At 66.5% G+C, this 20,983-nt stretch carries 16 protein-coding genes; 9 read left to right on the forward strand and 7 right to left on the reverse strand.

The window, feature by feature from the left end; genetic code table 11:
* Window positions 1-12: 12 nt before the first annotated feature.
* Complete coding sequence (locus JN280_RS35295) at window positions 13-1,977, reverse strand: FG-GAP repeat domain-containing protein (protein WP_244743676.1); 1,965 nt, start codon at window positions 1,975-1,977, stop codon at window positions 13-15.
* 93 nt (window positions 1,978-2,070) lie between these two features.
* Here JN280_RS35295 and JN280_RS35300 point away from each other — a divergent pair, with 93 nt between their 5' ends.
* Window positions 2,071-3,000 (forward strand): dihydrodipicolinate synthase family protein, encoded by a 930-nt coding sequence (locus JN280_RS35300; RefSeq protein WP_202308827.1) that lies wholly within the window; start codon window positions 2,071-2,073, stop codon window positions 2,998-3,000.
* Between the two features lie 84 nt (window positions 3,001-3,084).
* Here JN280_RS35300 and JN280_RS35305 read toward each other — a convergent pair whose 3' ends face one another.
* Window positions 3,085-4,710, reverse strand: a complete 1,626-nt coding sequence (locus tag JN280_RS35305) for a thiamine pyrophosphate-binding protein (protein WP_202308828.1) — start codon at window positions 4,708-4,710, stop codon at window positions 3,085-3,087.
* 349 nt (window positions 4,711-5,059) lie between these two features.
* Between JN280_RS35305 and JN280_RS35310 the strand changes: the two genes are divergently transcribed.
* The 3 genes from JN280_RS35310 (at window position 5,060) to JN280_RS35320 (ending at window position 8,510) form a co-directional block, all read left to right on the forward strand.
* The gene (locus tag JN280_RS35310) at window positions 5,060-6,280 is read left to right on the forward strand and encodes a C4-dicarboxylate TRAP transporter substrate-binding protein (protein ID WP_202308829.1); all 1,221 of its coding nucleotides are present in this window, start codon (window positions 5,060-5,062) and stop codon (window positions 6,278-6,280) included.
* A gap of 176 nt (window positions 6,281-6,456) precedes the next feature.
* Entirely contained in the window at window positions 6,457-7,026 is a 570-nt protein-coding gene (locus JN280_RS35315) for a TRAP transporter small permease subunit (RefSeq protein WP_202308830.1), read from the forward strand.
* Complete coding sequence (locus JN280_RS35320; protein WP_202308831.1) at window positions 7,023-8,510, forward strand: TRAP transporter large permease; 1,488 nt, start codon at window positions 7,023-7,025, stop codon at window positions 8,508-8,510. Before JN280_RS35315 ends, JN280_RS35320 begins: the two co-directional genes overlap by 4 nt.
* 3 nt (window positions 8,511-8,513) lie before the next feature.
* Here JN280_RS35320 and JN280_RS35325 read toward each other — a convergent pair whose 3' ends face one another.
* The 4 genes from JN280_RS35325 to JN280_RS35340 form a co-directional block, all read right to left on the reverse strand.
* Window positions 8,514-9,302 (reverse strand): IclR family transcriptional regulator, encoded by a 789-nt coding sequence (locus tag JN280_RS35325; RefSeq protein ID WP_202308832.1) that lies wholly within the window; start codon window positions 9,300-9,302, stop codon window positions 8,514-8,516.
* Between the two features lie 107 nt (window positions 9,303-9,409).
* Complete coding sequence (locus JN280_RS35330; RefSeq protein ID WP_202315251.1) at window positions 9,410-10,234, reverse strand: SDR family NAD(P)-dependent oxidoreductase; 825 nt, start codon at window positions 10,232-10,234, stop codon at window positions 9,410-9,412.
* 2 nt (window positions 10,235-10,236) lie between these two features.
* Window positions 10,237-11,223 carry an acyl-CoA dehydrogenase family protein gene (locus tag JN280_RS35335; RefSeq protein ID WP_202308833.1) on the reverse strand — a complete coding sequence of 329 codons (987 nt, stop codon included), beginning with the start codon at window positions 11,221-11,223 and terminating at the stop codon, window positions 10,237-10,239.
* Window positions 11,220-12,350, reverse strand: a complete 1,131-nt coding sequence (locus JN280_RS35340) for an acyl-CoA dehydrogenase family protein (RefSeq protein WP_202308834.1) — start codon at window positions 12,348-12,350, stop codon at window positions 11,220-11,222. Before JN280_RS35340 ends, JN280_RS35335 begins: the two co-directional genes overlap by 4 nt.
* 279 nt (window positions 12,351-12,629) lie before the next feature.
* Here JN280_RS35340 and JN280_RS35345 point away from each other — a divergent pair, with 279 nt between their 5' ends.
* From JN280_RS35345 to JN280_RS35360, 4 genes are read left to right on the forward strand one after another with little or no spacing between them, the layout of a single operon-like run.
* Window positions 12,630-13,784, forward strand: coding sequence for an acyl-CoA dehydrogenase family protein (locus tag JN280_RS35345; protein WP_202308835.1), 1,155 nt, complete (start codon window positions 12,630-12,632; stop codon window positions 13,782-13,784).
* Window positions 13,784-14,707 carry an acyl-CoA dehydrogenase family protein gene (locus JN280_RS35350; RefSeq protein WP_202308836.1) on the forward strand — a complete coding sequence of 308 codons (924 nt, stop codon included), beginning with the start codon at window positions 13,784-13,786 and terminating at the stop codon, window positions 14,705-14,707. Before JN280_RS35345 ends, JN280_RS35350 begins: the two co-directional genes overlap by 1 nt.
* Window positions 14,704-15,510 carry an enoyl-CoA hydratase/isomerase family protein gene (locus JN280_RS35355; protein ID WP_202308837.1) on the forward strand — a complete coding sequence of 269 codons (807 nt, stop codon included), beginning with the start codon at window positions 14,704-14,706 and terminating at the stop codon, window positions 15,508-15,510. Before JN280_RS35350 ends, JN280_RS35355 begins: the two co-directional genes overlap by 4 nt.
* A gap of 24 nt (window positions 15,511-15,534) precedes the next feature.
* Window positions 15,535-17,124 carry an AMP-binding protein gene (locus JN280_RS35360; RefSeq protein ID WP_202308838.1) on the forward strand — a complete coding sequence of 530 codons (1,590 nt, stop codon included), beginning with the start codon at window positions 15,535-15,537 and terminating at the stop codon, window positions 17,122-17,124.
* A gap of 253 nt (window positions 17,125-17,377) precedes the next feature.
* On the opposite strand, the gene JN280_RS35365 is transcribed toward JN280_RS35360, so the two are convergent.
* Entirely contained in the window at window positions 17,378-18,388 is a 1,011-nt protein-coding gene (locus tag JN280_RS35365) for a helix-turn-helix domain-containing protein (protein ID WP_202308839.1), read from the reverse strand.
* A 128-nt stretch (window positions 18,389-18,516) separates the two neighbouring features.
* On the opposite strand from JN280_RS35365, the gene JN280_RS35370 reads away from it, so the two are divergent.
* Window positions 18,517-20,967 carry an arylsulfatase gene (locus JN280_RS35370; protein ID WP_202308840.1) on the forward strand — a complete coding sequence of 817 codons (2,451 nt, stop codon included), beginning with the start codon at window positions 18,517-18,519 and terminating at the stop codon, window positions 20,965-20,967.
* The last annotated feature ends 16 nt before the right edge of the window (window positions 20,968-20,983 follow it).

Consider the following 20,983-nt stretch of genomic DNA (forward strand, 5'->3'; position numbering starts at 1 on the left):
GAAGCGCCGCACCTACCAAGACAAGTCCCCTCGCGGCAACCAGACGATGCTGCCGTCTTCGATGCCGACCAGCAGGCCGAGTTCGCCCGTGCCCGTCCAGTCGACCGCTTCCGGCGACGCGACATGCATGCCCATCGCAATCGTTTTGCCCCTGAACTTCAAGGCTCGCGGCAGGGCGAACACCGGCTCCGCGTTCGTGCCGACATTCTCCAGCAGGAAAATGCCGGCCTGGCCGGTGGTATTGCGCGGCGCGCCGGATGGGCCGGGCGGCACGGATGCGCGCGCATGCGTGCCTATGACGAGGTCGATGCGCCCGTTCCCGGTCCAGTCGCAGGCGCAGAGCTTCACCCGCCCGCGGCCACCGCCCACGTCCTGGGTAAAACGCATCTCACTGCCGTCTGACCAGCGCGGATGGCGCTTGTCGGAAAGCTCGGTGTCGGACCTGCGCCGGTAGTCCGAAAGCACGCCATCCTCGTCGAGACAGAGATAGTGAAGCCGGCCGCCACCGAGCCAGTCGACCACCGCCGGCCTGACGCGCCAGACCGTCTTGAGGGGCCTGCCTTCATATGTGAGCCTGCGCGCCGCCTCGAAGCGTGGCACGGCGTTGCCGCCCGCGTTCCTGTAGAAGCTATGGTAACCGGTCACGTCGCTCACCAACAGGTCCGGCTTTCCGTCGCCGTCCCAGTCGGCGATTGTGGGACAGGAATATCCGAACATCTTTTCCGAAGGGCCTTGGATGGAGCCGGTCAGTCCGGCTGCGATGCGCACGGGGACACGGTCCGCCTCGATCATGATTTCCCGGGCCAACAGCGGCGCCTCGCGCGGGCCGCGGTTCTCGTAGAACAGAAGCTCGCCCGTGCTGTTGCCGACGACGAGGTCGGGCAGGCCATTGCCGGCGAAGTCGAATGCCGCTGGCGCTGGAAGTGCGCCGGCATGGATCAGCGGTGCCGAAGTCTCGACCCGCCCGACCTTTTCGAAGGCCGCGCGGCCGTCCGGGCCGATCCCGACGTTCCTGAGGAAAGTGACATAGCCGTCCTCGGCGCCGGCAAGGATATCGATTCTGCCGTCGCCGTCCCAGTCGACCGCGCAGGGCAGGTGGATGCATTGATCGAGCAAAACCGGCTCGCCGTCTGCGCTCGACAGAAGGCGCGGCTGCTCGAAAGAGCCCGGACCTGTCTGTTTGGCATGATGCAGGATGTTCCAGAACTCGCCGCAGACGATCTCGACGAGGCCGTCGCCGTCGAAATCGGCGAAGGCGGGTGCGAGCTGGCCGTAGACTTCCAGCGGGGTTTCGCCGCCGATGATCGGCTTGCCGCGTTCCAGCTTCGGCGCGCTCACCGTTCCGCGGTTCTTGAAGGCATAAAGAAAGCCGCGAAGCGGACCGCCGAGCCAACGTCCCACCGCGTCGTAGCCGCGGTAGCCTTCGTCGTTCCATTCGAGACCGTTGGGCCAGTAGTCGTCCCAGGAATCGGTGCCGACGACCAGTTCCGGCACGCCGTCGCCGTCGATGTCGTGAAAGCGGGCCATATGGAAATATTCGTTTCCCTTGACCCAGTCGGCATCAAGGTCGAGCTTCACCGGCGCGTCGAAGCGCGGCTCGCCACGCGTACCGATGTTGGGGAAGACGTAGATCTGCCGGCGCATGCGCGAGGCCGACACGAGGTGGAATATGTCGCCGTCGGGGACGGCAGTCACATAGCCACGTACGCCTTCGACCACCTGCTCGGGCCCCAGAAGCGGCGTGCCGTCGGCGCGCGCGCCGACCTGCCGCCGCAGGAAGACCTGGCCGTCATAGCAGGGATCCCAGCTTGAGAGGAGCAAGTCTCGGCCACCGTCGCCATCCCAGTCGACCACCTCGACACAGGTGATGATGCGGCCGGCGACCGGCGCGGACACGACCTCCGGATGATAGGCGACGGCCTGTTCCACGTAGGACGGGCCCGTCCAGACCGTGGCGTCGTCTTCCCAACGTTTCACGCTCAAATGGGTGTCTCCTCCGTTTTGGAATCCTATTCCAAAATTGAGAACTATCATATAGGTTCGCAAATGGAAGCAGCACACGGATCACTCATGCACATTTCCATAGACGGCATCGTGCCGGTCATGCTCACGCCCTTCACCGATGCCGACAGAATAGACGAAACCGGACTGGAAAGGCTCGTCGAATGGTATCTGGACAATGGAGCGGACGCCCTGTTCGCGGTCTGCCAGTCGAGCGAAATGCAGAAACTGACACTCGACGAACGGATATCGCTGGCGCGCAGCACGGTGCGGTTCGCAGCCGGACGCGTTCCGGTGGTCGCATCCGGGCACATCTCCGATTCGCCGGAGGATCAGATTGCGGAACTTGCCGCCATGGCCGAGACGGGCATCGGCGCCTTGGTGCTGGTGACGAACCGTCTCGATCCGCGAAACGGGGGCTTCGAAGTCTTCCGGTCGGCGCTCGAGACCATTCTCAAGCATCTTCCGTCCGACCTGCCGCTCGGGCTTTATGAGTGTCCGGCACCCTACCGTCGCCTGCTTTCCGACGACGAAATGAAGCTGTGCCGCGACACCGGCCGTTTCGTGGTGCTGAAGGATGTCAGTTGCGATCTGGAAACCGTAAGGCGACGGGCTCGGATGACTGCCGGGACTTCCTTCGCCATCGTCAACGCCAACGCGGCGATCGCCTTCGAAGCGATGCGCGCGGGATCGCGTGGATTCGGCGGGGTCTTCACCAATTTCCATCCCGATCTTTATGCCTGGCTTTACGCGCACAGGGAGGAAGACAGCCCGCTGATCCGCGACCTTGCCGTTTACCTGGCACTGTCCGCGATGGCGGAAGGCATGGGCTATCCCAAGCTGGCCAAACTATACCACCAGCGCCTCGGCACATTCGAATGCACCCATTCGCGCGTGACGGACTACCACCCGTTCGAGCGCCACTGGGCCTCGGCCGACCTGCTCGATCATATCCATGTCGGCGCGGAACGCTTTCGCGCGCTGATCGCCGACACCTGACCCCGTAGCTCTGCCGACTTCTGATCCAGGGCGGACAACAGTCCGGAGCGCGCCGGCGTATGGCAGAGACGCGCATGATCGCGATCACCAGAACGGCATGTGAGCCGGATCGAGCATGATCTCGATCAGCAGCGGCCTGTCGCGGCGGGCGATGGCCTCGCGCGCGAGGTCGAGGTCGGCCAGGGTGCGCACGGTGACACCCTTGCCGCCGAGCGCGTCGGCGATCGGCGCGAAATCCGGCCAATCGAACAGGCTGATTGCCGGATCCATCTGCTTGTCGCGCAGCAGCGCGTATTCCGCGCCATAGCAATTGTCGTTGCAGAGCACCACGATCAGGTCGGTGCGTTGGCGCACGGCGGTGTTGAACTCGGTCAGCCCGCCAAGCATGAAGCCGCCGTCTCCGATCGTCAGCACCACCGGCCGCCCCGGCTCGGCCGCCGCGGCTCCGATCGCCTGCGCCATGCCGAGGCCGATCGAGCCGAAGCTCGCCGTCTGGACATAGAGCCGCGGATGCTGGACGCGGAGGGACTGCATCGCCTTGACCATGTGCCGGCCCGCGTCGGTGACAAGGATGCGGTCGGGCGGCAGGATGGCGTCGAGACGGCAGAGCACATCGACATAGTCGAGCCGCTGCAGGGAGGCTTCTGCCCGCGGAGGCGGCTGGTCGGCAAGGCCGTGCGGGGACAATTCGCCGCGGAAGCCCGAGGGCGCGATCTCGGCCTCGTCCAGCCAGTAGATGATGCGCTCGACCGTCTCGGCCACGCCGCCGACGAGGCCGATGTCGGGCGTGTGGCCACGGCCGATGCCCGCCGGGTGCGAGGCAAGCTGCACCACGCGCTTGCCGTCGACGAAGCCGCCATGCGAGGTGGTGTGGAAGTTGAGCGCCGCCCCGAAGGCAAGGATGCAGTCGCTCTTCATGAGCGCGTCGGTCGCTCCCGGGGCGCTCAGCGTGCCCATGATGCCGAGATCGTAGTCTTCGCCCCGAAAGAGATCCTTCGCTCGCAGCGTGGTTGCCAGCGGTGCGTCGATGCGCGCGGCAAGCCGCAGCAACGCCTCGCGCGCGCCATCGCCGATCGCGTCGCGGCCCGCCAGCACGATCGGGCGCTTCGCCGCCGCGACGATGCCGATCGCTTCGTCGAGATCGGCACCGGCGGGCGTTGCCGAAGGCTGCGCAGGCGCCGCCAGCATCGGCGCGAAATCGTCCTCGACGGAAGCGCGCATGACGTCGACGGGAAAGTTGAAGGCCACCGGGCGTCGCTCGGCGTTCGCGCGGCGGATCGCGCGCGCGAGATCGGCGACCGCGCTGGCCGGCGTGTTCATCTGCTCGAAGCCGGCGCCGGTCGCAAGGATCAGATCGCGCTGGGCGATCTTCTGGAGGTTTTCCCGGTCGCCATAGGCGGTGTCGCCGCAAAGCAGCACCATCGGCGTGCCGGCCTTCACGCCCTCCGCCAGCGCCGTCAGGGTGTTCGTCACGGCGGGGCCATGCGTCACGGTTGCCAGCCCGGTCCTGCCCGAAACCGAGGCGTAGCCGAGCGCCATCAAGGCAGCGCCGTTCTCGTTCGCGGCCGCGACGAAACTCCCTCCGTGTCTGCGCATGAAACAGTCGGCGAGGTAGACATTGGCATCACCGGTGACGCCGAACAGCGGGCCAAGCCCGGCCTCGGCAAGCGCATGCGCCAGAGCTTCGTAGACCTTCACCGATGCCGCCATGATTCCTTCCCTTCTTTCTCACTGCCGGCCAGTTCGCCACGACAGCGCCTCCCGAATCCCAGAGAGATGCCAATGTGTCTCATATAATGGGACAATTCCAGCCATCCGGTCGATCTCTCTACTCGCCGGTCAACGCATCCGGACAAAGGATGTCGAAAGCTGATGAAACGCAATATTGACATGCCTGCAGGTTCGTGTCGATGATCTGATCGACAGATCACAGAATCTGAGCCGGCGGATGGTGCTGCGGCGGTTCATGGAAATGTGTCCCACATCGTAGGAGATTGGCCTGCCAATCCCGCTATGCGAAACACCTGAAGATTGCCGGCGGGGCCGGCGGGAGGAATTGATGAAATACACCTGGCCTTCAATCGGCGCTTCGATCGCTGCGATGGTCACCGGCATGTTCGTGGCCTGCTCTTCGGCATCGGCCGCCGAAGCGTGGCTCGAGCAGCTCGAACCCCGCGTATTGAAGCTCGCGGACTTCTCGGGCGACCAGAACGCCAACTTCGGCGCTGCGATGGTCGAGTGGGAGAACGCCATCACCGAGTTCACCGGTGGCAAGATCACCTTCGAGAACTACTGGTCGTCGTCGCTGCTGAAGGCGACGGACACGCTGCAGGGGGTCGGCGACGGCGTCGCCGATATCGGGTTGATCATCCCGAGCTACTACCCGCAGCAGCTTCCCGTGGGCTCCTGGCTGTTCGGCCTCGGCGCCGCGCTCAGCGGCTCGACCGTGCACGACGTGGCGGCGGGCGGTGCGACGGCGCTGGAGACAATCCTGACGCTCGACGCGCTGACGGAGGAGTACGCCTCGCACAATGTCAAGGTGCTGCAGGGAACGTCGACTCCCGCCTACAACCTGCTCTGCAACAAGCCGATCGACTCGCTGGCCGACGCCGGCGGCAAGCGCGCGCGGGCTATCGGCGCCGTCTGGTCGGACACGGTGACCGCGCTCGGCATGACGCCGGTCAGCATCGCCTGGAACGAGGCCTATGAAGGCCTGCAGCGCGGCGTGTTCGACTGCATGGTGATCAACCCCAACCAGTATGTCGACGGCCTGATCCTCAAGGATGTCGCGCCCGAATATATTCCGGTGACGATGGCGCAGCTCCAGGCGTCGACCTGGGTGATCAACCTCGACGTCTGGGAGAGTTTCCCCGTGGAGCTTCAGAATTTCATCACCAGGGAAAACATCCGCGCCGCCTACAACATCTGGAAGGGCTACCTGAAGATCGAGGCTGGCGCGGGCGATCTGATAGCCGAAGGCAAGGTAGTGCGCACCCACGATGTCTCCGCGCTCGAGCCCGTCGCCATGAAGCAGCGCGCGGAGTCCGTGGCCGCACTTGCCTCCAAGGCTCCGGCCACCGTCACAGACGCACAAGCCGTCGTCGACCGCTATCTGGAGCGGATCGCCTACTGGACCGGGGCACTCGGCGCCGAGGGCTATCCGGTGGCGGAGCGCACGCCGGAGGCGATCCAGAAGGCCTTCGCCGGCCTGCGCGACGTCGACCTGTCGGGCTTCTACAAGAAGTTCGACGGGGAAGTGACCCCGACGCTGCTGAAATAGGCCAGGGCAATTCCAGCAGGAGTGCGCAGCGGTTTGCGTCCGGAATTGCTTGGGAACAACACGATAGGGCATTTCCGCGACTCGGAGAAAAGCGGAAATGCTCCATGGGTGCCGCTGCCCGCGGGCGGGCGGCGGCGCGAGCCGCATCCTGCCGCCGATTGGAAGGCCTCGAAACGATGACCGACAACGCAAGCCGCGCCGGCGCGGCGCCAGGGCGGATTGCCGCCGCCTTTCGCCTGATCGACCGCATGAGCGCCATCCTCGCCGCCGCGGCAGCTGCGGCGCTGGTGCTTCTGGTGGTGAACATCGCCATCGACGTGGTCGGCCGCACGCTTTTCCAAGCGCCTCTCGTGGCCACGCTGGAGATGACCTCCTATTGGTGGATGCCCGGCCTCACTCTGCTGGCTTTCGCCTATACCGAGGTTCGCCAGGACCACATCAAGGTTACCATCCTGCTCGACGCCCTGCCGCCGCGCATGCGCCAGATCGTCGAGGGCTCGTTCGGCGTCCTGACGATCCTGCTTCTGGCTGCGCTCGCCTGGTACACGCTGGCCGACGCTTTGCAGAGCGCTCACATCGGCCAGACGACGCCGTCGACGCCGCCGGTGGCGATCTGGCCCTTCAAGTTCGCCGCGGCGGCCGGCATCGCGATGCTCTGCCTGCAGGTCGCGGCGACGACGCTGCGCCACTTCCTGGGCGTGCTGCCGAGGACGGGCGGGCCGGACGGCGAGGCGGACCGGCCATGAGCACGATCGAGACAGGAAACCCGTCGGCGGCCGGCGCGGGTGCGCCGCGCAGCCATCGCCTCGCGCGCGCCGTCTTCGCGGTCGCGGTCGCCGCGGCGGTCGGCGCCATCGCGGCCATGTTCTTCGGCGGCCTGCCGAAGCCGGCGATCGGGTCGCTGGTCGTGTTGCTCAGCATCGCCCTGCTGCTGATGGGCATTCCTGTCGGTATCGCCATGCTGGGCGCGGCGCTTGTCGGCCTCCATGCGCTGAGCACCACCAGGGTCGTGACCTCGACGCTCAAGGCGGTCGCCTACGATTCGGCCGCGTCCTGGTCCTACAGCGTTATCCCGATGTTCATCCTGATGGGCATGCTGCTGTGGAAATCGGGCTTGACCGCCTCGGCATTCGAGACGGCGCGCCGCTGGCTCGGCTGGATGCCCGGAGGTCTCGCGGTCGCGACCAACTTCGCCGGCGCCACTCTTGCCGCCAGCAGCGGCAGCACCATCGGCATCACCTATGCGCTCGGCCGCGTCTCGATCCCGGAAATGCTGAAGTCGGGCTACCACCCGCGGCTTGCCGTCGGCTCGGTCGCGGCGGCCGGCACGCTCGGCCAGATCATCCCGCCCAGTCTGCTGCTCGTCGTCTATGCAGGAGCGGCTGCGGTGCCGGTAGGCCAGCAACTCCTCGCCGGCGTCGTCCCCGGCATCATCCTCGCCCTCGCCTTCGCGCTGATGATCATCGTCCACGCTATCGTAAGCCCGGCGCTGGCGCCGCGCGTCGACATGAGCGGCGTCACCTGGCGCATGCGCTTCGCATCGCTCGCCGGCATCGTGCCGATCGCAATCGTCGTGCTGCTGGTCATCGGCGGCCTGTTCGCCGGCATCTTCACCGCCACCGAATCGGGTGTGTTCGGCATGATCGCAGCGCTGATCTTCGGGACCGTCCATCGCCTGCGCGAGGGTGCAACGGCGAGCGACATCTGGACCATGGTGAAGGAATCGATGGTCGGCACGCTCACCGGCACCGCGTCGATCTTCCTCTTGATCATGGGCGTCGCGGTACTCACGCGCGCCATGGCGCTGAGCCAGGTGCCAAACGCTCTGGCCCAGCTCATCGTCGACATGGGGCTTGGCCGCGTCGAGCTGCTGCTGATCCTGATCTTCGTCTACCTGCTGCTCGGCATGTTCATGGACACGCTGGCGATGATGCTGCTGACCATTCCGGTGCTGCTCGCCCCGCTCGAGGCGGTGGGGGTCGATCCGCTCTGGTACGGCGTGTTCCTGGTGGTGATGGCCGAGGTCGGCCTGCTCACCCCGCCGCTCGGTATCCTCTCCTTCATCGTCCACAGGATCGCGTCCGACTCGCAAACCGGCAGGCCGATCGGGCTCGGCGAGGTATTCCGCGGCGTCGCGCCGTTCGCCGCGACCGCGATCGCTGTGCTCCTGCTGCTGATCGCCTTCCCCGACATCGTGACCTGGCTGCCGGGAGCGAGTTCGTCCCGCTGACCCCTACCCCTCCCGCGAGAGCACGGCATTTATCTCCTGCCTCAGCACCTGCGCCCAGACGCCAACGCCGCGCTCGTCGACCTGCGAGGCGAGCCCCGCGACGCTCAGGGCCAGATGCGGCGTCGAGCCGGGGCTGGGGATCGCCATGCCGATGCCGACCACGTCCTTGGCGACGTTGCCGCGGCTGACCGTGTAGCCGATCCGCTGTGTCTCGGCGACGAGGTCGTGGATCCTGTCGACCGTCAGCGTCGAATAGGCCGGCAGGTAGGGCTCGATCGTGCGGATGATGTTTTCCCGCGTCTTTTCGTCGAGCGCGGCGAGCAAGGCTGTCGCACCGGCCCCCACGCCGAGGAAGCGGCGCTGGCCGACCTCCACCGGGATGACGCGGATGACCGAGTTGCCCTCGGTCTTGAGAACGCACGCAGCCTCGATGCCGCTGCGGCTCAACAGGTAGGCCGTAACGCCGGTGCGCTGGGCGACGCGGTCGACCGCGACCCGCCACTTCGCGACTTCGAGCGCGCTGCCGGTGACCGTCAGCCCGAGCTCGTAGGTCAACTGCCCGACGAAATAGCGCCGCCGTTCGGTATCGTGCCGAACCAGACCTTCGTCGACCAGGCATTTGAGGATGCGGTGCGTCGTCGAACGCGGCAGCAGCACAGCCTGGGTGATGTCGGCGAGGCTGGCGCCCTGCGTGCCGCCGCGTCCCAGCCGGCGCAGGATGGCCGCGGCGCGCCGGATCGCCTGGGTTCCGTCGGTATTGCCCTCCGTGGGCGACTGGTCGCGACTTCCCATCTCGTCCTCGGTCTGTTCGGGCGGCCCGTGCGCGGCGGGGTCATCCGCTCTACGTGCACGGCCGCCGCGCGGTCAAGTCGATGCGCCTCCCGGACCTACGGGCATATCTATCCGGCGCCTTCACCGCGCGGCCGGCCCGAATGCGACCAGTCCGGCGTGACGGGCCGCCGCTCGGCCGACAGCGCTTCCTCTGTCAGGAACTTGGTGGTGCTCCAGCCCCCGTCCACGGCCAGCACCTGGCCATTGATCCAGGCCGATGCCGGCGACGACAGGAAAAAGATCGCCTGGGCGACATCCTCGGCAAGCCCCATCCGCGTCGATGGCGTCATGTCCACGTTCATGCGCCGGAAGCGCTCGTCGTCCATGCGGCCCATCGTCATCGGCGTGGCGACGACGCCGGGCGCCACGGCATTCGTCCGGATGCCGGTCGAGCCGTACTGGCAGGCAAGGTGCGTGGTCAGCGCGTTGATGCCGCCCTTGGCGGCCGAATAGGCGCCACCGCGCAGACCGCCCAGCAGCGCATAGGTCGAGCTGACGTTGACGATGGTGCCAGGCGTCGCCAGCACGCGCAGGGCCTCGCGACAGAAACGGAAGGGCGAGCGCAGCATGACGTCGAGAAAGTAGTCGAGCGTCTCGTCGTCGGTCTCATGCACCGGCTTGGGGCTGCCGATGCCCGCATTGTTGACGAGATGATCGAGCCGGCCGAACCGCTCGACCGCGAGGTCGACGGCCCGGCGCGGCGCGTCATCGTCGCGCACGTCGACGGCAAGCGTTGCCACCGGCGCAGGCCCGCCGGCAAGAGCACGCTCCATCGCGGCGAGCTTCCCGGCATCTCGCGCGACGCCGACCACCGCGATGCCCGCCTCCACGAACATCTTTGCCGTCGCCAGCCCGATCCCGCTGGAAGCGCCTGTGATGACCGCCACATGCATGGTCAATCCCTTTCCGAGAGGCTGGTGTGGGGCGCGAGCGGCGCCGGAAGCGCCAGCAGGTCGGCCGGCTGGCCGAGGCGAGACAAGAGGTGCGCCTGCTTGAGATAGTGGTGGACATCGGCCTCGGCCGAAAAGCCGATCCCGCCATGGACCTGGATCGCCGTACGGACATTGCCGAGCGCCGCCGCGGTCGCCAGGCGTCGAAGTGCAGCGATCTGGAACGATGCGTCGTCCCGGCCGTCACGCGCGGCGAGCGCGGCCATGTCGAGCTGCGCCGAGACGGTCTCGGCGGCGATCGCCATGTTCGCGCAGTGGTGCTTGACCGCCTGGAAGCCCCCGATCGGCTGACCGAACTGGTGGCGCATCTGTGCATAGGCGACGGTGAGATCGCGCGCGCCCTCGGCAATGCCGAGAAGCTGTGCGCTGATCATGAGGTCGGCGACGCCGAGAAGCCCGTCATCGCTCGACGTGGCGACGGTACGGCCGCTGCCGGCCCCGAGCCGCTCGACCGGGATCGACCGTCCAAGGCCCGTCTCCTGCCTGCCTGCCGCATCGCCGATCTCGACCAGCGCCAGCCTGCGGTTGTCGAAGACGAGTGCGAGGCTCGCGCTGCTGCGATCGACAAGCAGCATATCGCCGCCGACGGGTATAGCGGCACAGACGGCCGTCCCGCCGGCGATCACCTCGAATGCAAGGCCATCGCCTGTCGATGTCAACAGCCGCGCACCGACCGCGGCCGCCAGGACGCGGGTCGAGACGACATGTCTGCCGAGCAGCACGTGCAGCAGCGCTTCCTCAGCAAGGCTGAAGCCGGCACCACCTTGCGCTTCGGGCAGAGCCAGCCCTAAGGCGCCGAAGGCCGCCAGCCCGGACAGATCATCTGGATCGCGCCGGCGCAGCCGCGATACGGGATACTGCGCTTCCAGCATCGCGGCGGCGGTATCGAGGATTTGCCGCTGGTCCTCGGAGCGGTTGAGGTCGCAGGTCATGCTGCCTTGACCCGCGGCAGGCCAAGGATGCGCTCGGCGATGATATTGCGCTGGATCTCTGCCGTGCCGCCGGCAATCGTCTCGCTGTAGGATTCCAGGTAATCGTGGGTGGCCTGGCTGGCGATCAGGGCCTCGGCACCGAGAACGTCCATCGTCGCGCGATGGACGCGCTGGGCAAGCTCGGCGAAGCAGAGCCGCACCAACGATCCGTCCGATGCCGTCGCCGGTTCGCGCAGGAGCGTGCGGTAGGTCATCGCGCGCAGGGACGCTGCTTCGGCCCGCAGCGTCGCCAACCGCTCGGCCATGGCTGAGCCGGGCGCGGGCATGGCCAGCGCGATCAGGTCCTCGACCTTGACGGAAAGGTCGAGTTGCAGGCCGACCGCCGCTGTCTTGCGTTCGAAGGACAGCGTGTTCATCGCCACCCGCCAGCCATCGTGAAGGTCGCCCACCACATTCGACAGCGGAATGCGCACATTGTCGTAGAAGACTTCGGCGAAGTGCGTTGCGCCTGCCAGGTTCTCGATCGGGCGCACTGTGATGCCTGGGCTCCTCATGTCGCAGATGACCCACGACAGCCCCTGGTGACGCCGGAATCCGGGCGCGGTGCGAATCAGCAGTTCCTGGTAGTCGGCGACATCGGCGAAGCTGCTCCATATCTTCTGGCCGTTGACGACGAGGTGATCGCCTTCGACCAGGCCGGTAGTGGCGAGCGAGGCAAGATCGGAACCGGCCCCGGGCTCGGAAAAGCCCTGGCACCAGATCACCTGGCCGGTCAGGATTTTCGGCAGATGAAATGCCTTCTGTTCCGTCGAGCCGCACGCGATCAGCGTCGGTCCGGCGTGGTTCAAGGCTACGAAGGTGCAGTCGAGCACGGATGGCGCGCGTGCCCGGACATATTCCTCATACCAGATGATCAGCCGCTCCGGGGAAAGGCCGCGACCGCCATACTCGCTGGGCCAGCTTATCCCCGACCACCCGCCGGCGTGGCAGCGCGCGAGCCAGGCGAGCGCGTAGGCACGCGCGGCCGGACCATCATGCGGTGGGGGAGCAGCCGGCACACTGGCCAGAAGCCATTCCCGTGCCGCGGCGCGGAACACGTCGTCTTCGACGGTGAAGTTCAGTTGCATATCGGCCTCGCGGTCACGCCATCACGCCCGTGGCGCGGGCCGGCGCCGGGCGGGGGAAGAAGCCACCCTAGCCCAGGCGCTGCGTACAGTATAGTCCCATTATATGGAACATTCAAAATCATCGCCATGAACTCCCCCGAGACGTTGGCTTGCCATCGCATCCGCATCCATCCAGCCATCTTGCTGCTTTCAGCTTGACATGATCGACTTCCCGCCGCAACCTTCTTGCCAACCCCGGCGAAGACCGGTCGTCTCATAACGTGGGAAACGAGGTTTCCGGTGGACTTTGACTGGACGGATGAGGATCGGGCGTTTCGCTCGCGCGTCCGCGACTTCCTGAAGCGTGAACTGCCAGCCCGCTGGGCGGAGATTTCGCGCCACGGGCCCGGCTCGCGGGAGCAGACGGAGTTCTGCCTGGAATTCTGTCCAAGACTCGCCGAGGCGGGGCTTCTCGTCCCTCACTGGCCGCGCGAATGGGGCGGCGAGGATCGCCCTCCCTGGGAGCATTTCATCCTCGGCGAGGAGATGTGGGCCGCCGGCGAGCCGCGCGGTGCCCAGTACATGAACGTCAACTGGATCGGGCCGACGCTGATGCGCTTCGGCACGCCCGAGCAGCGGCAGCGCTACGTGCCGGAGATGGCGGCCGGCAAGGCGATCTGGTGCCAGGGCTTTTCCGAGCCCGATGCCGGCTCCGACCTCGCCCGCCTGCGCACCCGCGCCGTGCGCGACGGCGACGACTACGTCATCAGCGGCTCCAAGATCTGGACCTCCTATGCGGGCCTGGCGCACCACTGCTTCCTGCTCGCGCGCACCGGCGAGGCCGGCAGCGGCAAGGCCGGCATCGCCATCTTCCTGGTGCCGATGTCCATACCGGGCATCGAGGTGCGCTCGATCCCCAGCCTCATCGGCCACGGCGACATCCATGAGACCTTCTTCACCGATGTCCGCGTGCCGGCGAGCGCGCGGCTGGGCGAGGAAGGCCAGGCATGGTCGATCATCGGCTATTCGCTCGCCAATGAACGGGTCGGCATTCCACGCTACGAACTGTCCGCGCGCGTGCTCGACCAGATGGTCGGCGAGTTGCGGCGGCGCGGCGCGGCGGCAAGCCCGGTCGTGCAGGCACGCGCGGGTTCCGCGGCGGCGGCCTGCGAAGCCGCGCGGCTGCTGGTCTACCGCACCGTCGACAAGCGCGCGCGCGGCGAACAGCTTGGTGCCGAGGCGAGCCTCGCCCGCGTCGCGGTCGCCGAGGCCGACCACGCCGTAACCGATTTCGGCATGGAATTCCTGCCCGACGCCTTCGACGGCGACGCCTTCCCCGCGTTCCTCTCCCACCATGAGCGGGCGATCGTCACGGGTATCGCGGCGGGCGCGGCCGAGATCCAGCTCGGCCTGATCGCCCGGCGCTGGCTCGACCTGCCGAACGGAGACGCCTGATGCGCTTCGCGCCCAACGAGGACCAGGCCGCCTTCCTGGCCGTGCTCGACCAGATGACGGAGGCGCCGGAAGCCGGCTGGAAGGCGTCGCCGGACTGGTCGCGTTTCGACTGGTCCGATGCCTTCGATTCGCTGCTCGCCGACAACGGCTTCTTCGACTGCGCGCTCGAACCCACCTTGGGGCTCACCGCCGCGGCGGCGATGACCTGCCGCCTGGCCGGCCTGCCGGTGCTGGTCGAGGCGGCGGCGTCCTCGATGCTGCGGTCGCGCTGGGGGCAATCCCTGCCGCGTCCCGTGGCCGTGATCGACCGCGATGCCGGCCGGGCGGTGCCCTTCCTGCCGGTGGCCAGGTCGTTGGTGATGATCGGCACCGACGCCGTTTCGGTCGCCGCGGTTGCTGCGGGAGATTTCGAGCCGGTCGATAGCCTCTATGCCTATCCGATGGGCCGGCTGGCACCCGGCGCGCGGATCGCGTGGAGCAAGATCGACGACGATCCGCAACTTGTGCGCACGGCCTGGCGGACGGCCCTCGCGGCCGAATTGGCAGGCGTCCTGAAGGGCGGGCTCGACGCCGTGGTTGCCCATGTCACCCAGCGCCATCAGTTCGGCCGCCCGCTTGGCGCCTTCCAGGCGATCCAGCACCGGCTCGCGGCCTCGGCGACGAAGATCGAGGCCACCCGCTGGCTGGCGCTCAGGGCAGCGCAGACGCAGGATGCCGGCGACGCGGCGATGGCCATCGGTTATGGTCAGGAAGCATCGACGAAGGTGATCTATGACCTGCACCAGTTCATGGGGGCGATGGGCCTGACGCTGGAACACCCGCTGCACCGGTGGACCTACAGGGCGAGGCTGTTGCGGGCCGCTATGGGAGGAAGTGCTGCGAACATGACCGAGTTCTTCGTCAGGCGGTGGGGCGCTTCATGAGTGGCCTGCCGGAGTTCACCACCCTGCTGTTGTCGCGGCGGGAGCGGATCCTCACCATCACCTTCAACCGGCCGGAGGTACTCAATGCCTTCGCCGCAAGCATGCATATCGAGATCGTCGACGCGCTGCGCTTCGCCGCGGCCGACGATGGCTCCGACGTGATCGTGCTAACCGGCGCCGACCGCGCCTTCTCCGCCGGCGGCGACCTCGCCCGCATGGAGGAGTGCATCGCCAATCCCGTCGAGTTCGACCGCGAGGCCGCCGACGCCAAGCGTATCGTCTTTTCGCTGCTCGACATCGAGAAACCTGTGATCGCCAAGGTCAACGGTGCAGCGGTCGGCCTCGGCGCCACCATCGCACTGCTCTGCGACGTCATCTTCGCGGCCGACACCGCCCGAATCGGCGATCCGCACGTCAAGGTCGGGCTGGTCGCGGGCGACGGCGGCTGCGTGATCTGGCCGCAACTCATCGGCTTCGCCCGCGCCAAGGAGTATCTGTTCACCGGCGACCTGATTCCCGCACCGAAGGCGGCCGCGATGGGGCTGATCAACCACGCCGTGCCGGCTGCCGAACTCGACGCGCGGGTCGACGTCTTCTGCGACAGGCTGTCCGGCGGCGCGGTGCAGGCGATCCGCTGGACCAAGACCACGATGAACCTCGAGCTGAAGCGCATCGCCCACGCGTTGATGGACGCAGGGATCGCCTATGAGTCGGTCACCGTGCGCTCGGATGAACACCGCCGCAGGGTGGCGGCGATGAAGGCGGAGATGCAAGACCGCTCGGGCCGCGGCTCAAAGACCTGACTTCCTGAACCCCGAGATGCCGGCATGAACCCGCTCGACGATCGCCTCAATTCCCTGCGTGCCTCAGGCCGAACCCTGCCCGGCGAGGGCCGTGCTCTCGGCGCCGTCGCACTGGAGAAGGCGCAGGCCGACCCCGACCGTGTCATCGTCATCGAAGGCGAACGCCACTTCTCGCGCGGCGAGATCCTCGATCTGTCGCTGCGCCTCGGCGGCGCGCTCAAGGCGCGCGGTCTCGAACGCGGCGACGCGATCGCCTTCCAGCTTCCGAACTGGTGGGAGGCCTGCGTGGTCAACCTTGCGGCAGCGCTGTTCGGATTTCGCATCATTCCCCTGCTGACGATCTACCGGGAAGCCGAACTTGGTACGATCCTGCCCGTCTGCGGCGTCAAGGCAGCCTTTGTGCCTCGGGAATTCCGAGGCATGGACTACCCGGCACTGATGGAGGGCGTCGAAGAGCATCCTTTGCATGTCTTCACCGTGCGCGGCGACGGCAAATCGAACGACGATTTCGCGGCACTCGTCCGCCACGAGCCGGCCGATCCCGAGGTTCCGCCCGCGGACGACATCAAGCTTGTGCTCTTCACCTCCGGCAGCACCGGCAGGCCGAAGGGCGTGATCCACAGCCATGCGACGATCGACGTCATGACCCGGCATACGGCACGGTTCTGGTCGACCGGGCCGGGAGACGTCTTCCTCGTTGCCTCCCCGATCGGCCACATCGGCGGCTCGATCTACGCCTTCGAGTTCCCGTGGATCACCGGCTGCGTCGCGATGATGGCCGACAGCTGGGCTCCCGAACGGGCGGTCGAGCTGATCGACCGCCAAGGCGTCACCTTCATGGCCGGCGCCACACCGTTCCTCGCCGGGCTGATCGCCGCGGCCGAGCGGGCCGGATCGAACCTTCCGGGGTTGCGGCGCTTCATCTGCGGCGGAGCCAGCGTGCCGCCCGAACTGGTGCGCCGCGGATTGGAGCGCTTCCCGCATGCGACCGTCTCTCGCGCCTATGGCTCGACGGAAGTGCCGCTTGCCTGCCCCGGAATCCGTACGCGCGAGGAGGCGATGCTACGCGCCGACACGGACGGCGAATGCGCCAGCGAAATCCGCATCCTGTCGGAGACCGGCGAGCCGGTGCCCGAGGGCGAGAGCGCCGAGATCGTGGTGAAGGCTCCGCAGATGCTGATCGGCTATCTCGATCCGGCCGACGAGGACGGCGCCTTCACGAAGGACGGCTTTTTCCGCATGGGCGATCTTGGCCGGCTCGTGTCCGGCCGCTTCATCCAGATCACCGGGAGGAAGAAGGACATCATCATCCGCAAGGGAGAGAACATCAGCCCGCTGGAGATCGAGAACGCGCTGGCCCGGCACGAGGCCGTCAAGCAGGCATCGGTCGTCGGCGTTCCCGAGCCGGAGCGCGGGGAGATGGTGGTGGCCTTCGTCATCCCGGCACCGGGTGCAAGCTTCACCTTCGCCGACATGACCGCTCACTTGACGCGGCTTGGCCTCGCGCGCCAGAAGTTCCCCGAGCGGCTTCATATCGTATCCGAACTGCCGCTCAATTCGGTCGGCAAGGTCCAGAAGAATGAGTTGCGCATCTGGGCGTTGGAGCGCGCCTAGCGGCTAGGCATGGTTCCGACGGATCGTCGGTCACCGCGATGCTGGAAGTGAATTCGTGTGGTAGCGGACCAAATAGACCGCTGTTTTTTCTTGCGGTAGCCGCATCCGTCGCGGGGCGAGACCGCTGCGGGGCTGCCGTCGAAATCGTGAGCCTGCATCAGGCGGTCCTTGATATCCGCCGGCGGGTCGAAGGTGGTAGCTTCCATCCCGAGCGGGCCATGCACCCTTCCTGGCCCAAGCCAAGCGTTGGACTTCATGACGTCCTCGCTCGGAATTGACCGGGAGAGCTTCCTGTCCAACGCCGAAAAGCCCGCGTGAATGAAGCCTGATCGGAATAACCCAATTCCGCTGCGATGGCAGCGATGGTATTGCCACGTTCGCTCAGCCGTTTGAGTGTTTCGGTGCGGCGGACCTCCGACAGAAGTTCCGAAAAGCTCGTCCCCTCGGCCCTGAGCTGACGCTGGAAGCTACGCTCGCTCGTGCCGGCCGCGGCCACCAGCCGACTGATCGACGGAGCTTCGTCGCAGTCGACCATGGAAGCAAGCAGCGTTGCCACCGCCGACGACAGAGTTCCATCGCCCCGCAGCGGATGGGTCGCTGTCAACCGACGACCCTCGACGCGATCGCGGGCTATGCCGGTGAACCGGCGGTCCATGATCCGGTCATCGATCCAGATCGTCAGTCCGCGCACCTTCGCAGCGTTAATCCCGTCGCCGAACCAGGGTACAAGATGCGCCAGCCCGGCTGTCGGATGGGCCGGCATCTCGATTCGCGTGAAGCGGTGCGGCGCAGCCCCGGTCATGCCGCAGATCCTGTCGATGATGGCGGCCGCGTACTGAAACAGGAGATGCGCGGTCTCGCCGTCGAAGCGACGTGCAAGCTGTTCGCGCACGATCGTCGCCCCCTGCCGCCGCTCCGTCGACAGGACTTCGTGCGAGGAATAGAAAGGCAGGGCCGCCCGGATCCGGTCGATCGCATCCCGCGGCGTTCCCGTGCCGAGCGCCACCTTGCCGATCAGTGCAAGCTCCAGGTTGCTGGTCTGGGCAAGGACGCGGCAGGGCAGGTCCGGGCCGAACCGGCGCGCGGCCGTGCGCAACAGGGCTGCAGCCTGTATGAGGGGAATGGGGCGGAACGGATCGGCGGCAAGGTCGGCCGGCAGTCCGGCCTGCTTCAATGCGTCTTCGATCGGGATTCCCTTGCTCGCCACCCAGCCAAGTGTCGGAAAGAGGGCGAACCCGCGGATCAAGGGAATGGTGACCGGCATTTCGCTCCGTGGACTGCCCGCGGCGATGTGAGGCCGACGGCATTGTAATCTGGCGCCAAATGCCAATCCAGAGGCTTAGCCCCTCGATATTCTTGGTATCGCCAGTATAGCCGAAAGGGGACCACGACATGAACGTTGTCAGGCATTTCGCTGTAGCCACGGCCACCGCAGCGACCCTTGCGCTCGCCCACCAGGCCGCATTTGCTCAGGAAGTCACCGGCAAGCTCGGTTCGCCGGAGGCTACAACCACCATCGACGGGCGCCAGCTTCCCCCGCCAGATCCCAGGTTCGGGGGCGAGATCAGGGAGAAGGCTTCCGAGTCGACGCCCTGGTGGCCGCCGCGCGTCGTGCCGCCGAAAGGCGCGCCGAACGTGCTGCTCATCATGACCGACGACCAGGGCTTCGGCGCACCGAGCACTTTCGGCGGTGTCATTCCCACGCCCACGATGGACCGGATAGCCAATGCGGGCCTGCGCTACACGAACTTCCATTCGACGTCGCTATGCTCGCCGACTCGGGCGGCGATCATTACGGGGCGCAACCATCACTCGGTCGGCTTCGGCGTGGTGAACGAGATCGCGACGGGCTATCCGGGCTACGATTCCATCATCCCGATCGAGAAGGGAACGATCGGCACCATCCTGAAGGAGAACGGCTACGCCACGTCGTGGTTCGGCAAGGACCACAACACGCCATCTTTCCAGTCGAGCCAGGCCGGGCCCTTCGGCCAATGGCCGAACGGCATGGGTTTCGAGTACTTCTACGGCTTCGTCGGCGGCGACGCGAGCCAGTGGCAGCCGAACCTGTTCCGCAACACGACCCCTATCTTTCCCTATCTCGACAATCCCGGCTGGAACCTCGAGACCGCGATGGCCGACGAGGCGATCCAGTACATGAAGCAGCTCAAGGAACTCGCCCCGGATAAGCCGTTCTTCATCTACTACGTACCGGGCGCCACACACGCCCCGCACCATCCGACACCGGAATGGATCAAGAAAATCAGCGACATGCACCTCTTCGACGAAGGCTGGAACACGGTGCGAGAGAAGATCTTCGAGAACCAGAAGCGGCTCGGCATCATGCCCGAAAACGCGCAGTTGACGCCCTGGCCGAAGGACCTGCCGGAGTGGAATTCGCTGAGCTTCGAGGAAAAGAAGCTCTTCATCCGCCAGGCCGACATATATGGCGCCTACCTCGCCTATGCCGACCATGAGATCGGCCGCGTCGTCCAGGCGGTCGACGACCTGGGAGAGCTCGACAACACGCTGATCATCTACATCGGCGGAGACAACGGCGCGAGCGCCGAGGGCATGCTCAACGGCACGCCGAACGAATTCACCACCTTCAACGGCGTTCCCGTTCCGGTGAAGGACCAGTTCCTCTGGTATCCGTTCTGGGGGTCGGAGCGAACCTTCCCGCACTTCGCGGCCGGCTGGGCCTGGGCGATGGACACCCCGTTCAAATGGGTGAAGCAGGTCCCTTCGCATTTCGGCGGCACCGCGCAGGGCGTCGTCATGTCATGGCCCGGCCACATCACCGACGTCGGCGGGATTCGCCGCCAATTCCACCATGTCATCGATATCGTGCCGACCATCCTGGAAGCGACCGGTATCACCCAGCCGGATACAATCGACGGTATCGGGCAGGCCCCGGTCGAGGGTGTCAGCATGGCGTATACATGGGGCAAGGACGATGGCGACGCGCCCTCGACGCACGTGACCCAGTACTTCGAGATGCTCGGCAACCGGGCGATCTATCACGACGGCTGGGTTGCAGCGACGACGCCGGTGACGCTGCCCTGGGAACTGAGCACGGCGACCCCGCCCGACGTGACCACCGGCTACAACTGGGAGCTCTACAACGTCGCCGACGACCCCACCCAGGCGAGCGACCTCGCCGCCCAGCATCCCGAAAAGCTGAAGGAACTGCAGGATCTCTTCTACGTCGAGGCTGCAAAGTACAATGTCCTGCCGCTCGACAACTCGACCCTGGCGCGCTGGAACACGCCGCGCCCGAGCCTGACGGCGGGGCGGACAGAGTTCACCTACCGAGGCGTGCTGTCCGACGTGCCGGCGGCGGCGGCCCCGAGCATCCTTAACAAGGGCTACACCATCACCGCGCAGGTCGAGATTCCCGAGGGCGGCGCCGAAGGTATGATCGTCACCCACGGCGGCCGCTTCGGCGGCTACGGCTTGTTCCTGAGCAAAGGCGAGTTCGGCGTCGGCCGCGGCAAGGTGGTGTTCCTCTACAACCTGCTCGACCTGAAGCGAACTGCATGGGAAGGCCCGGAACTGGAGGCGGGCAAGCATACGATCGTCTTCGAGTTCAAGCCCGACGAGCCGGGTCTCGGCAAGGGTGGTACCGGCGTGCTCTCTGTGGACGGCAAGGAAGTGGCGAGGAACAGCCTTGAGCACACTACGCCGATCACCTTCCCCGAGGACGAAACCTTCGACGTCGGTCTTGACACCCGCACCGGCGTGGCGCTGGTGGAGTACCGCTACGACGTGCCGTTCAGGTTCACCGGCACGATCGACAGGCTGGACTTTGCGCTCGCGCCGGAAGTCACTGCGGCGAAGTAGCAGCGGGCGGCGGCGC

It is taken from the genome of Mesorhizobium sp. L-8-10 (assembly GCF_016756635.1).
GTDB lineage: Bacteria > Pseudomonadota > Alphaproteobacteria > Rhizobiales > Rhizobiaceae.

Coding starts and splice junctions, on each gene's coding strand:
- JN280_RS35315 (WP_202308830.1), top strand. CDS start 6,457: ATGACCGACAACGCAAGCCGCGCCGGCGCGGCGCCAGGGCGGATTGCC.
- JN280_RS35350 (WP_202308836.1), top strand. CDS start 13,784: ATGCGCTTCGCGCCCAACGAGGACCAGGCCGCCTTCCTGGCCGTGCTC.
- JN280_RS35330 (WP_202315251.1), bottom strand. CDS start 10,234: ATGCATGTGGCGGTCATCACAGGCGCTTCCAGCGGGATCGGGCTGGCG.
- JN280_RS35340 (WP_202308834.1), bottom strand. CDS start 12,350: ATGCAACTGAACTTCACCGTCGAAGACGACGTGTTCCGCGCCGCGGCA.
- JN280_RS35325 (WP_202308832.1), bottom strand. CDS start 9,302: ATGGGAAGTCGCGACCAGTCGCCCACGGAGGGCAATACCGACGGAACC.
- JN280_RS35355 (WP_202308837.1), top strand. CDS start 14,704: ATGAGTGGCCTGCCGGAGTTCACCACCCTGCTGTTGTCGCGGCGGGAG.
- JN280_RS35300 (WP_202308827.1), top strand. CDS start 2,071: ATGCACATTTCCATAGACGGCATCGTGCCGGTCATGCTCACGCCCTTC.
- JN280_RS35335 (WP_202308833.1), bottom strand. CDS start 11,223: ATGACCTGCGACCTCAACCGCTCCGAGGACCAGCGGCAAATCCTCGAT.
- JN280_RS35320 (WP_202308831.1), top strand. CDS start 7,023: ATGAGCACGATCGAGACAGGAAACCCGTCGGCGGCCGGCGCGGGTGCG.
- JN280_RS35365 (WP_202308839.1), bottom strand. CDS start 18,388: ATGCCGGTCACCATTCCCTTGATCCGCGGGTTCGCCCTCTTTCCGACA.
- JN280_RS35305 (WP_202308828.1), bottom strand. CDS start 4,710: ATGGCGGCATCGGTGAAGGTCTACGAAGCTCTGGCGCATGCGCTTGCC.
- JN280_RS35360 (WP_202308838.1), top strand. CDS start 15,535: ATGAACCCGCTCGACGATCGCCTCAATTCCCTGCGTGCCTCAGGCCGA.
- JN280_RS35370 (WP_202308840.1), top strand. CDS start 18,517: ATGAACGTTGTCAGGCATTTCGCTGTAGCCACGGCCACCGCAGCGACC.
- JN280_RS35310 (WP_202308829.1), top strand. CDS start 5,060: ATGAAATACACCTGGCCTTCAATCGGCGCTTCGATCGCTGCGATGGTC.